General features: G+C 28.9%; 13 protein-coding genes and 1 tRNA gene. 11 read left to right on the forward strand and 3 right to left on the reverse strand.

What is annotated here, in order from left to right; all coding sequences use genetic code 11:
• The first annotated feature begins 1 nt into the window (after position 1).
• The 6 genes from rpe to GOY08_RS09855 are packed head-to-tail and all read left to right on the forward strand — an operon-like array spanning position 2 to position 6,036.
• Positions 2–673, forward strand: a complete 672-nt coding sequence (gene rpe, locus GOY08_RS09830; protein WP_158998736.1) for a ribulose-phosphate 3-epimerase — start codon at positions 2–4, stop codon at positions 671–673.
• A gap of 35 nt (positions 674–708) precedes the next feature.
• A complete protein-coding gene (locus tag GOY08_RS09835; protein ID WP_158998737.1) occupies positions 709–1,704 on the forward strand; it encodes a polyprenyl synthetase family protein in 996 nt (331 codons plus the stop codon).
• Position 1,705: 1 nt separating this feature from the next.
• On the forward strand, positions 1,706–3,040 hold the full coding sequence (locus tag GOY08_RS09840; protein WP_158998738.1) for a M16 family metallopeptidase: 1,335 nt from the start codon (positions 1,706–1,708) through the stop codon (positions 3,038–3,040).
• Positions 3,041–4,000: an isopenicillin N synthase family dioxygenase gene (locus tag GOY08_RS09845; protein WP_158998739.1), complete on the forward strand. Its 960-nt coding sequence runs from the start codon at positions 3,041–3,043 to the stop codon at positions 3,998–4,000. It abuts the gene before it with no gap.
• A gap of 22 nt (positions 4,001–4,022) precedes the next feature.
• The gene (locus tag GOY08_RS09850; RefSeq protein WP_158998740.1) at positions 4,023–4,991 is read left to right on the forward strand and encodes an ABC transporter ATP-binding protein; all 969 of its coding nucleotides are present in this window, start codon (positions 4,023–4,025) and stop codon (positions 4,989–4,991) included.
• Positions 4,992–5,031: 40 nt separating this feature from the next.
• A complete protein-coding gene (locus GOY08_RS09855; protein ID WP_158998741.1) occupies positions 5,032–6,036 on the forward strand; it encodes an ABC transporter ATP-binding protein in 1,005 nt (334 codons plus the stop codon).
• 3 nt (positions 6,037–6,039) lie between these two features.
• Here the strand turns inward: GOY08_RS09855 and GOY08_RS09860 are convergent, their stop codons facing one another.
• Positions 6,040–6,957 (reverse strand): SAM hydrolase/SAM-dependent halogenase family protein, encoded by a 918-nt coding sequence (locus tag GOY08_RS09860; RefSeq protein WP_158998742.1) that lies wholly within the window; start codon positions 6,955–6,957, stop codon positions 6,040–6,042.
• Positions 6,958–7,223: 266 nt separating this feature from the next.
• Between GOY08_RS09860 and GOY08_RS09865 the strand changes: the two genes are divergently transcribed.
• From GOY08_RS09865 to GOY08_RS09880, 5 genes are all read left to right on the forward strand, one after another.
• A complete protein-coding gene (locus tag GOY08_RS09865) occupies positions 7,224–8,414 on the forward strand; it encodes a 4-hydroxyphenylpyruvate dioxygenase family protein (protein ID WP_158998743.1) in 1,191 nt (396 codons plus the stop codon).
• A 106-nt stretch (positions 8,415–8,520) separates the two neighbouring features.
• On the forward strand, positions 8,521–8,652 hold the full coding sequence (locus GOY08_RS15640) for a hypothetical protein (protein WP_268892502.1): 132 nt from the start codon (positions 8,521–8,523) through the stop codon (positions 8,650–8,652).
• A 17-nt stretch (positions 8,653–8,669) separates the two neighbouring features.
• A tRNA-Ser gene (locus tag GOY08_RS09870) sits at positions 8,670–8,759 on the forward strand.
• A gap of 1,031 nt (positions 8,760–9,790) precedes the next feature.
• Entirely contained in the window at positions 9,791–10,252 is a 462-nt protein-coding gene (locus tag GOY08_RS09875; RefSeq protein WP_158998744.1) for a YgiW/YdeI family stress tolerance OB fold protein, read from the forward strand.
• 75 nt (positions 10,253–10,327) lie between these two features.
• Positions 10,328–10,909, forward strand: a complete 582-nt coding sequence (locus GOY08_RS09880) for a hypothetical protein (protein ID WP_158998745.1) — start codon at positions 10,328–10,330, stop codon at positions 10,907–10,909.
• Here GOY08_RS09880 and GOY08_RS09885 read toward each other — a convergent pair.
• Positions 10,906–11,763 carry a hypothetical protein gene (locus GOY08_RS09885; protein WP_158998746.1) on the reverse strand — a complete coding sequence of 286 codons (858 nt, stop codon included), beginning with the start codon at positions 11,761–11,763 and terminating at the stop codon, positions 10,906–10,908. The genes GOY08_RS09880 and GOY08_RS09885 overlap by 4 nt on opposite strands.
• A gap of 113 nt (positions 11,764–11,876) precedes the next feature.
• Positions 11,877–12,038, reverse strand: a complete 162-nt coding sequence (locus GOY08_RS09890; protein ID WP_158998747.1) for a hypothetical protein — start codon at positions 12,036–12,038, stop codon at positions 11,877–11,879.
• Positions 12,039–12,126: the final 88 nt, after the last annotated feature.

Consider the following 12,126-nt stretch of genomic DNA (forward strand, 5'->3'; position numbering starts at 1 on the left):
AATGAAATCAGAAATAAAAGTTTCACCCTCAATTGCTGCTGGAAATTTAATGCGCTTAGAAGATGAGGTAAAACGCCTTGAAATAAGCGGTGCAGATAGCATACATTTCGATGTAATGGATGGTCACTTTGTTCCTTTACTTACAATTGGAATCCCATTTATTGAACAAATGCGAAAAATTACTAATATGAAATTAGATGTGCATATTATGGTAACAAACCCAGATCAGGTCTTTCAAGACTACTTAAATGCTGGAGCAGATATTTTAACTTTTCACCAAGAAACTGCTTTACATGCACATCGTATTTGTATGAAAATAAAAGAAACTGGTAAAAAAGCAGGTATTGCTTTAAATCCAGGAACAAATTGGAGCAGTATAGAATATCTCCTACCAGTAGTTGATCAGATTACAATCATGTCTGTAAATCCAGGTTTTTCTAGACAAATGCATTTGTCTTTAGTGCATAAAAAAATTTCAGCTCTTGCAAAATATAAAAAAGAGAATGATTTAAAGTATGATATTATGGTTGACGGAGGAGTTAATTCTGAAAATGTCTATCTTTTAAGACAATTAGGAACAGATATTGTTGTTGCAGGTGGAGCTGTTTTTAATTATGAGGATTATACTGAAGCAATTCTTAAAATTAAAAAAGCTTCAATAACAAAACTTTAATGCAAATTAAATAGAGATGGAATTAAATAAAAAACATGTTACCTAAATTTTATGATACAATTAAAAATGATTTAGAAATTCTGGAATCTAAGCTGATAGAATATCTTCTCACACCTAACAAACCTACTAACCAAGTATTATCACATATTTTTTCTTCAGGTGGCAAAAGAATAAGACCTGCAATATTTTTATTATGTTCTCAATTAATAGATTATGATGGAGAATTTAAGTTTCCAATAGCTTCTGTATGTGAATATATCCATACCGCAAGCCTTTTGCATGATGATGTTATTGATAATTCATCATTAAGAAGAAATAAACCTACCGTAAATTCCATTTGGGGCGATGAAACGGCCGTATTATCCGGAGATTTAATCTATTCAGCAGCATGTAGATTGATGGTCAAAACTAGATCATTAGAATTAATTGATGATTTTGCTGAATGTATTCGTTTTATGAGTGAAAGCGAACTATTTCAACTGGAATTACTTTGGAAAAAGGATACTTCACTATCTGATTATGAAAGAGTTGTTTCAGGAAAAACAGCTATACTATTTCAAGCAAGTGCAAAAACTCCTTGCTATTTAAAAAATGCTTCTCAAGAGTTATCAACACATTTTGCTAATTATGGTAAATTTTTAGGATTTGCATTTCAAATTTTTGATGATTGTCTTGATTATGAAGGAAATGAAGAACTATTAGGTAAACCAGTTGTAACAGATTTATTAGAAGGAAAAGTTACTTTACCTTTAATTTATTCTCTCCAATCTGAAAATAAAAAACTTGATATTATTGTTTCTTCAGTTTTAGAGAATGGTAAAATATCTCCTGAAGATAAATCAAAGTTACTTCTTAATGTAAAAGAATGTGGTGGTTTAGAAAAGTCCTTCAATTTAGCTGAATTCTATTCACAAAAAGCAAGAGATGCTCTAAATGAAATAGCTAAAATATTAAAACTTTCTGAAAAACAAAAATTAGCCTTAGACGCTTTAAATCAAATTACTTATTTTGTTTTAAATAGAAAGAATTAAAATGTTAACATATAAAATACACAAAAAAACATTAAAAAATGGTCTGCAGTTTTTTTATTGCCATACTCCAGATACTGTTAATTTCGAAATATCAATGCATATAAACACTGGCGCTCGTGATGAAATTGAAGAAACAAATGGAGTTTCACATTTTCTAGAACACATGATGTTTCGTGGTTCTAAAAAATATCCTAATTCACTTGAATTGGCAAAAGCTATGGAGTCTTTTGGTAGCGAAACAAATGCAATGACTGGAGTTGAGCACACTTCGTATTGGATAAAGGGAGACTCAGAAAAAACTTTAGAAGCTATTGAATGTTTTTCTGATTTTTTCTTACATCCTAATTATGCTGATATTGAAATAGAAAGATCAGTTATTTTACAAGAAATGGCTTCTGATTTTAATGAAGCAGGTGACAGTATTGATACAGAATCATTATCCATGTCTACATTATTTGCTAATCACCCATTAGGTAATCCAATTATTGGTAGTGAGCATATTGTTAAAAAAATCTCAGAAAAAGAACTCTCAGCTAAAAGACGTGATTTTTACTCGCCTGAAAGATGCGTACTTACTATTTGCACTTCTAAATCTGAAAATGACGTAACAAATTATGTTGAAAAATATTTTGGAAATATTTGGGAGCATAATAATAATTCTAATCCCAATAGAATACTTGCTGAAAACTTTATTCCACAATTGTCACAACTAAAAAAACCCCAAAACGCTTTATGCTTACAAAATAATCCTGATAATCAATTTGCTATAAAAATTATTTTTCCAACATCTGGTGGATTAACAGAAGAAATTGTATTAATAACTTTTCTCCAAAGATTACTTGATGATGGAATTTGTACCAGACTGCCAGCAAATATTAGAGAAAAATATGGATTAGTTTATGATATAAGTTGTGATACTCAATTTTTTAAAGAAATAGGTACTTTTAGTATTGATGCTACCGTATCAGAAGATAAATTAAATGAATTACTTGAAAAACTTTCTGTTGAATTAAAAAATATAATAACAGAAAAACCATTAGAATCAGAAGTTAATCATATAAAATTTCGTTACAACTTTGATTTAAAACAAATAAAAGAAACACCTTTCCGTTTACTAAACAGAGAAGCTACTGCTTATTTTATGAATTCAAACTTATCTGTTGATGATGAAATTAAAATAGTTCAATCCATAACCCCCGATTCAGTTTTAAAAATTGCAAAAAAAGTTTTTGGCTCCGCAAGAAGAGGTTTTGTTTTAATAGGTCCAAAAGCTAGAAAAAAACGAGATCAGGTAGAAAAACTATTAAGCGTATTTGATAATATTAAGGATATTTAAATGAAACAGGTTCCTATTACTAGCATTAGTGAATACATAAATGGTTCAATCAAAGATAAAAACAACTTCGTTAGGAGTTTTGGAAAAGCCATTCAAGAATTTGGCTTTGTTATTGTTGAAGACCATGAAATAGAAAATACTCTTATAAATGATTGTTACGATCAAGCTAAGAAATTATTTAATTTATCATTGCAAATAAAAAAGAATTATTCGGCTGCAGATGGTCTTGGGCAAAGAGGGTATGTTTCTTTTGGCATCGAACATGCAAAAAATAGTGATAAAGGTGATTTAAAAGAGTTTTGGCACATTGGTAGAGAACATTTTGCAAATAAATCTATTGAGCAAATGTCTGAAAAAAATATTTGGCCTACAAATGAATTGCCACAATTTAAAAATTTATTTTTAGAACTCTATTCTAAACTTGATAATATGGCACTTATTCTACTATCAGCTATGTCAGAGTATCTAGGTCTTGAAAAAGACTCTTTACCAAAAATGGCTAAAGATGGAAATACTATTTTAAGAGTGTTACATTACCCTCCACTAAAAAATAACGATTTTTCCTCTGGTGCTGTCAGGGCTGGTGAACATGAAGATATTAACTTAATGACTATTTTGTGCGAAGCCACAGAAGGCGGTCTCGAAATTTTAACCAGAGAAGGAAAATGGTTAGAAATTCAAACTAAAAAAGGTCAAATGGTTGTTGATTCTGGTGACATGTTGTCCCGTATTACAAATCAAATAGTACCATCCACAACCCATCGAGTTGTAAATCCTAAGTCAGCAAAAAATGTGTCTAGATATTCAATGCCATTCTTTATTCATCCCTATGAGAATTGCGAATTGAATGTCTTTAAAAATTGTTTATCCCCATCAAGACCCGCCAAATTTCCTCCTATCTTAGCCAATGAATTTTTGTTACAAAGGTTAAAGGAAATTGGTTTAGGAAACAAAAATTAATATAATAATAGAGAGGTTGAACGTGAAAGAAGAGAACGTTCTAACTGTTGAAAATTTAGTCACTAGCTTTAACGTTTCCGGTAGAGAAGTTAATGCTGTGGATGATTGTTCCTTTCATGTCCAAAAAGGAAAAACCTTAGGCATTGTTGGCGAATCAGGTTGCGGAAAAAGTGTAACAAGTTTATCAATTATGCGTTTAATTCCTTCACCTCCAGGAAAAATAAAGGCTGGTAAAATTATTTTTGATAATAAAAATTTATTAGATTTTCATGAAAAAGAAATGCGCTCAATTCGTGGAAATAAAATATCTATGATATTTCAAGAGCCCATGACAAGTCTAAACCCAGTTTATACAATTGGAAACCAAATAGCAGAAGTCTTTCAAACTCATAAAAAAGTAAGTTATAAAGAGGCGCAAAATTTATCAATTGAAATGTTGAAACAAGTAAGAATACCCTCTCCTGAAAAAAGAATTCACGATTATCCTCACCAATTATCAGGCGGTATGCGACAAAGGGTTATGATTGCAATAGCATTAGCTTGTAAACCAGCTTTATTAATAGCTGATGAGCCAACAACTGCATTAGACGTTACAATTCAAGCACAAATATTAGCATTAATGAATAATTTACAACAAGACAATGGAATGTCCACTATTTTAATTACACATGACTTAGGAGTTGTTGCTGAAACATGTGACGATGTTGTTGTAATGTATGCTGGAAAAATAGTCGAAAAAGCTTCTACAAAAGAAATATTTACAAATCCAAAACACCCCTATACAATTGGTTTATTAAATTCTATTCCAAGACTGGGTGAAAAGAAAAATCGTCTGAATACTATTCCAGGTATTGTTCCTTCTCTGACGAAATTACCTAAAGGTTGTAGATTTCAAGACAGGTGTTCATTAGCAACAGAGGAATGTAAAATTTCAGAACCCAAATTAAATGAAATTTCCAAAAATAAGTTTGTGGCTTGCATTAAAGCTTAGCCTTAGTTTTTCATTTAATTGCTTCACAAAGGAAAGATTTATGACTGCAGACTATATTTTGCAGATAAAAAATTTAATTAAATATTTTCCCATTTACGGAGGATTAATTGGGAAAGAAATTGCAAAAGTTCATGCTGTTGATGATGTTTCTTTTTCATTAGCTAAAGGAAAAACATTAGGTTTAGTGGGTGAATCTGGATGTGGAAAAAGTACTTTAGGAAGAACTATTTTAAGATTAATTGAACCCACATCAGGAACCATAGTATTTAATGGTAAAGATATTACTAAACTTTCTCAAAAAGAACTTAGATATTTAAGAAAAGAATTTCAAATAGTTTTTCAAGATCCATTTGCAAGTTTAAACCCTAGAATGTCAATCCGTGAAATATTATCTGAACCATTTGAAATTCACAAATTATATACAAATAAAAATGAAAGAGAGTTAAAAATTATTTCTCTTTTAAATGAAGTGGGACTTAACCCAGAATTTATTGATAGATATCCCCATGAATTTTCTGGTGGACAACGTCAACGAATAGGAATTGCAAGAGCAATATCACTAAATCCTAAAATTATAATTTGTGATGAACCAGTAAGCGCTCTCGATGTTTCAATTCAAAGTCAAATATTAAATTTAATGATGGATCTTAGAGATAAATATCATCTTTCTTATATTTTTATAGCACACGATTTGTCTGTTATAGAACATATTTCAGATGATGTAGCTGTGATGTATTTAGGTAAAATAGTTGAATATACATCTTCAGATAATCTGTATAGTAAACCTTTACATCCATATACAAAGGCTTTAATATCTAGTATTCCAAAGCACGATATTGTTGAAAAAAGAAAACGTCAAGTCATTCAAGGTGACATACCAAGTCCTATTAATCCACCTTCAGGATGTCGTTTTCACACACGATGCCCATTTGCTAAAGAAATTTGCTCAGAAAAAATACCAGAATTAAAAAATATGGGAACACATAGTAGTCCCCATTTTGTATCTTGTCACTTTACAAAAGAATTATCTGATAAAACAATTTGATATTTACATTTTCACTATGATTTTATATTCAGGTTTTATTTTATATTTTTTTGCAAAATTACTTTGATTAATAGCTATAGCAAAATTGCCCAAGCTATTTAAATAAGATACTTCTGTTCCGACTTTAACATCACCAAAAGTATTGCCATAATGAATTTTTTTGCGATAGATAACCTTATCTTTTTTATCTAAAATTTCAACTTGAATTTGTTTCCCTACTTCTGCTCCAATTTGTTTTAAATTTTCAGGACTAATATTTGTCCATAAATTTCCATAATCACCATCTAAAATAATAACACTACCATAAATAGTATTATTTTTTACTTGAGAAGTTTGAAGTGGAAATTTTATATAATCTTTTAAAATATTTGGTCCCACTTCAGCAAAAGTTATTTTTTCTGCAGCAAGTTTTCCACCAGTATAAGCAAATACATCCCGACCATAAAAAGTGTGAGATTTTTCTGAATTTTCTAATCTATTTTTTGTTTCATCAATTTCTCTAATTTCTTTAATTCCGTAAACAGCAGCTATATTTGTTAAAGTTCCATTGTCTGGCGTCACAATAAAGTAACCGTTATTAGTTTCGGCAACAATAGATTTTCTAGCGGTTCCTACCCCAGGATCTACTACAGAAACAAAGACAGTACCTTTAGGATAGTATTGCATTACTTGGTATAATCTGTATGAAGCTTCTTGAACATTAAAAGCTTCAACATTATGCGATAAATCTGAAACAGTTAAACTGGAATCGACGGTGTAAATTACGCCTTTCATTGTACTCACAGCTCCATCGGTTAAACCAAAATCAGTCATTAGAACGACTGGAGCTTTTGCAATAGCCACATTTCCAAGGACAAAAATATACCAAGCCGAAAGTAATTTACTTACCTTTATAGCTTGTTGTTTTAATTTGATAAACATGTTTACACCCTCCAAAAAGAAAACCATTTAATTATAAAATATTTAAGGAATTTTTACGAAAATTAAAGTGTAATTTATTATTAAAAAAACAGCATTAACAGAACAAAAATTTCAGTTAAATATATTTTACATAAATTTAATTACACTTTATTTTTTTTATTCGTCAAGATTAAATTTTTAAAAAATAAAACTATATAATATCTTAGCTTTACAAGAATAACTTTCTGATCCAATATCATTTAAAATTGATCGGGAGGTGATTCTGTATGAAACATGAAAATCGTTCCTTAGGTTTAGTTAATTACCATTCTATCCAATACTTCAGCCGTGACCTAAAAAGCTGTGTAGAATGGCATAAAAAAACATTTGGTTTTGAAGAAATTGCGCAATCAAGTGAGAATTGGGAAAAACGACATGGAATGCGTTCGGTTGTGCTTAGAGGTTCGGGGGGTATAGGCTGGATTATAACAGAACCTATTGAAAAAAATTCTACCGCGGGAAGATATCTTTCTTCACATCCTGATGGTGTTGCCTATCTAAATTTTAAAGTTAAAAATTTAAAAAAAACAGTTGAGTTTTTGGCCGACAAAAAAGCAGCCTTTTTATATGAAATTGAAAATCATAAATCACTAAATGATGGCTATTGGTATGAAACAGCTATAGCTACAGCGTTAGATGATGTGGGATTTAGATTCATTGAAGAATCACATTATGATCAATTTGCTCCAGGATTTAAATGGATGAATCAAGAAAAAATTAAACCTAACTCTTTTGGATTAGATTTGGGAATTGATCATGTTACTTGCAATGGACGCTCAATGCATGCAATTACTGAATTTTATCGCCATTGTTTAGGTTTTGAACAGTATTGGGGTATAGAATTTCATACTACCCATCACAAGCCAGATTTAGGTACAGGTTCTGGGTTAGAAAGTATTGTTATGTGGGATAAAGAGAGTGGTATTAAATTTGCGACAAACCAACCATTAGCCCCATATTTTAATAATTCTCAAATCCAAATATATGTTGAAGATAATAGAGGCTCCGGAATCCAACATATCGCGTTTGGCACAAAAAACATCATTGATACTGTGAGTAAAATAAAAAATAAAGGGGCCGTTTTTTTAGAAGCTTCTGATAAATATTACGAGCAACTTCCAGCAAGAATGTCTGCCATGAAACTCGATAAAATAAAGGAACCATTTAATATTATTAAAGAAAATAACATTTTACTTGATGGATCTAACGGTAAGTATTTATTACAAATTTTTATGAAAGAACAATCGATTCAATTGCAGAAAAAAGAAGCTGGACCTTTCTTCTATGAAATAATTCAAAGAGAAGGGGATGAAAGCTTTGGAGAAGGAAACTTTAAAGCTCTGTTTGATAGTATTGAAAAACAACAAGTATCTGAAAATAGACAGGAAATGAGGGAAAGAGTGGATTCTCTCTGCTAACAGTAAATTTTTTAAAAAGCGCTTGCGTAGCTTCTACACAAATGTTACAGGTCACCTTCTGTATTAGAGAAGTTTCATTCTTCTCAAACTAAATGAGGAGTTTAAAATGGGTAAGAAAGATAATCGTCGTACGTTTAAAATGAAAAGAAAAAAAGCTCAAGCTGCTAAAAAAGCACGTGTAAGAGCTAAAATAGTAGCAGGTAAAGCTGCTTCTAAAAAGACTGGTTTAAAGAAGTAATTTCTTTATTAAAAAACGGAGAGATGGCCGAGTGGCTTAAGGCGGCGGTCTTGAAAACCGTTGTAGGTGCGAGCCTACCGGGGGTTCGAATCCCTCTCTCTCCGCCATTCTTCTTTCCTAATCTTCAGCAAAATGCTAGTGAATAAATCAATAGAAAAATTAAATTTAATAAGAATTGTTTTCAAGTTCGTTTAATTAATGGAAAATTACACGCTTGAACAAAGAAATCATTTCAGAATTAATAATAAAACAGATATTTGGAAAAAGCCATATTGACAAACGAGTTCAAAAGTTATCTGGAGAACAAAGACAGCGTATTGCAATTGTAAGAACTATTTAAAAAACCCGCCAATAATACTTTTAAATGAAGCAATATTTGCTTTAGATAATGCGACAGAACTTACAATCCAAAAATCATTAAAAAAGATCTTTGTTGCTAGAACTAATAGCATTGTTGCTCATCGGCTATCAACAATTAGACATGTGAATAAAATTTTTGTTTTACAATCATGAATAATTATTGAATCAGGATATCATAATTCACTTCTATTAAAAATAAAAAATGGATCTTATGCTAAAATGTGGAATCTCCAATTATGAGAAAAGAATTAATTATTCAACATTATGATAAAATTAAAATTTTTATTTTAAAAAAATGAAATAAACCTAAGATTTTAATGATTACCTTTATATTAATTAAATATCCTTTATAATATTTTATAATATAATCAAAAATGTTTTAAATCATTTTTGATTATAAAATAAAATTCAAATTTTATATCCAAACTATGGATTGCTATTATTTTTACTAAGCTAAAAAATTTAAAATTATAAATGTTTTTTATTATTTCATTTAGTTAATATTTTTTTATTAAAATTTAAATTTGTCAATATTTATAAAAAATAACTTAATAAACACTTTTAAATATAAATATCTAAATTTCCTAATAAAAATTCAATAAATTTTTTAACAATTTATAATTTTTAATATTTTAATAATTTTTTTTTAAATTTTATAATTTGATTTCAATTTCAATATAATATTTATATTTTTTTAGGTTATTTAATTTAACCTAAAAAACTAATAAAATAATAATTTTTTATTAGTTAAAACATAATTTTAAATGAAAGGATTTTAATGAAAAAATTAGTTTATTCCTCCCTTTTAGGCTTAGCTTTATTGAACATTCAAGCAGCAAGCGCATTAGATGAATTCGATGTTCCTGTATCTAAAAGAACTGTTGAAGCTGTAAAGAAAAAAGCATGGGATGATGAACATGTAACTTTAGTTGGTAATATTGAAAGACATTTATATGATGATAAGTATTTATTTAAAGATAATACTGGAAGAATCTGTCTTGAAATAGATTACGATGATCATATTACAATTAATGGTAATATTAGAGTTTTTAACCCTGAAGTTCTTAACACAATTAAAAATAGAAAAGTTAGAGTAAGCGGTAAATTTGATAAAGAATTCACTTTCCAAAAAGGCTGTGAAAAAGAAAAAATAGATGTTTACTCTATTGAAATAATTGGAGCCAATTCTGCTCCTGCAGCTGATGTAAATGCTAAAGCAGCGCAAGACATAAATTACTAAAAATGTAATATAGTAATTATTAAATTACTATATTACTCAATATCTATCTTACATTTTTGCGTTTATGGATACCCTATGAAATTATTACATAAATTTACATTAGTTTTAGCTCCTTTTATTTTATTTTCTTGTGGAAAAAAAGATAATAATAATAACAAAGATAATATGAAGATAACATATTCTCATTCACAATATATTGCTAATCAAAATTACAATCTTGTCCTAAAAGGACAATTTACAGATCAATGTCAAGCAAATGTAAAATATTTTGAATTGAAAGTTAATACAAAAAATGAAATAAACAAAATATTAAATTTTAATTTAAAAAAAGTTGATGAATGTAAATTAATAATTAATGAAGTAAATATCAATCAAAATGAAAAATTTCATAAATACTTCATACCAGAAATTCTTGATGTTGAACTAGAAGATAGTACATCAAGTGAGAATACTAGATTGTTTGGAAATAATTCATTTCCTCACTTAGATATTGCAATAAATTATATAAATGGCGAATGTAACATTACTGTTGATGGTAAACATGATTTTTTTAGTTCTAGGCCTCCAGTAAATAATGCGCCACAAATTCCTCATCCATGGGAAGAATGCAATCCTAATATTGAAATATGTCCTGATACTAATGGTAGATTAAATTAATTAAAACTATCATATGTATATCCAAGACTTAATATAAATTCATTCATCCATAGAGATTGCTCTGCTGTTCCTTTATAAACTGGAATATTATATAATTTAGAATAAGCTTCTTTATTACTAAATTCTAAGTAAAATGGTTTATAAAAAACATAACGTAAAGCAATTTCTATACCAATAGTCCATCCATTTAACTGCCACCATCCTTTGTTAGTTCCAACATAATTTGTTACTTCTTTTGAACCGACTTTATTATCTTGTCCTAAAATAGTATTTTCAGAGTGCGGAAGCATAATGCCTCCTCCAATTTTAACTAAAAATGCTATGCTGTTTGTTTCATTAATATCAAATAATAATGGAATTCTTTTTACTAAATTAAGCATGACATGATTGGCACCATTATGAAGATGATATCTAAAATAACTTGTAGTTAATAATTGGGTTGAATCAACATAAGAGCCGTTTATCATCCCAGATACTCTGGCATACTGTTCATTATAGGATGAATACTTAGTATGATCATAATTGAACTCCACCCCCCAAGATCGATCTGAATTAAAAAAGTGTCCAATTCTTAAACTATATTGTGGTTCAGAAATGTCTTTATTCCAAATACCATCAGTCCATTCCGGGAAATCTTCCGCTCTTACGTTATGCACAACAAAGTCGTTACCTAAGGAAGGTTGAGAGACGTGAATATCACTTGGATACCAATAATCTCTGTTATATCCCCAAGAAAAATACCATTCGCCATCCCAAATACTAATGTCTTCTAAACTTTTTTTTTCATTATTTTCATTTATTCCAAAAGCAATGGAAGAGGTTAATGTAATTATAATTAATATATATTTCAACATAATTCATCCATAGCTAAAAAATAATATATTCTTCAGTTTAGATGATTAATGAGGTTGAAAGCAATTTTTTGGGAAGAAATTTGTTACAATTGAAAAATTTAATTTTCTTTTACTTAACAGTCACCTTTTAGGGTACACATCATATTTTTCTTTCCTTTACTTGAGTATTTTAAAATTTCATTCAGTCTAAAACCTTCATCATAAAAATAATTTGAAGCATAAATATTCATTGAATAAAAAATCATAAATACAACTAAAATTATTTTATTTTTCATAGTAATTTCCTTTATTATATTAGGCCATTTCAAATAATTTTAAAGAATATATAGTTTTATTTATTTGAATTGGTTTAGCATTTATATT

Origin of the sequence: Pigmentibacter ruber (assembly GCF_009792895.1) — a bacterium.
In the GTDB taxonomy this organism is placed as follows: Bacteria; Bdellovibrionota_B; Oligoflexia; order Silvanigrellales; family Silvanigrellaceae; genus Silvanigrella; species Silvanigrella rubra.

Coding starts and splice junctions, on each gene's coding strand:
- rpe (WP_158998736.1), top strand. CDS start 2: ATGAAATCAGAAATAAAAGTTTCACCCTCAATTGCTGCTGGAAATTTA.
- GOY08_RS09835 (WP_158998737.1), top strand. CDS start 709: ATGTTACCTAAATTTTATGATACAATTAAAAATGATTTAGAAATTCTG.
- GOY08_RS09840 (WP_158998738.1), top strand. CDS start 1,706: ATGTTAACATATAAAATACACAAAAAAACATTAAAAAATGGTCTGCAG.
- GOY08_RS09845 (WP_158998739.1), top strand. CDS start 3,041: ATGAAACAGGTTCCTATTACTAGCATTAGTGAATACATAAATGGTTCA.
- GOY08_RS09855 (WP_158998741.1), top strand. CDS start 5,032: ATGACTGCAGACTATATTTTGCAGATAAAAAATTTAATTAAATATTTT.
- GOY08_RS09860 (WP_158998742.1), bottom strand. CDS start 6,957: ATGTTTATCAAATTAAAACAACAAGCTATAAAGGTAAGTAAATTACTT.
- GOY08_RS09865 (WP_158998743.1), top strand. CDS start 7,224: ATGAAACATGAAAATCGTTCCTTAGGTTTAGTTAATTACCATTCTATC.
- GOY08_RS15640 (WP_268892502.1), top strand. CDS start 8,521: ATGGGTAAGAAAGATAATCGTCGTACGTTTAAAATGAAAAGAAAAAAA.
- GOY08_RS09875 (WP_158998744.1), top strand. CDS start 9,791: ATGAAAAAATTAGTTTATTCCTCCCTTTTAGGCTTAGCTTTATTGAAC.
- GOY08_RS09880 (WP_158998745.1), top strand. CDS start 10,328: ATGAAATTATTACATAAATTTACATTAGTTTTAGCTCCTTTTATTTTA.
- GOY08_RS09885 (WP_158998746.1), bottom strand. CDS start 11,763: ATGTTGAAATATATATTAATTATAATTACATTAACCTCTTCCATTGCT.
- GOY08_RS09890 (WP_158998747.1), bottom strand. CDS start 12,038: ATGAAAAATAAAATAATTTTAGTTGTATTTATGATTTTTTATTCAATG.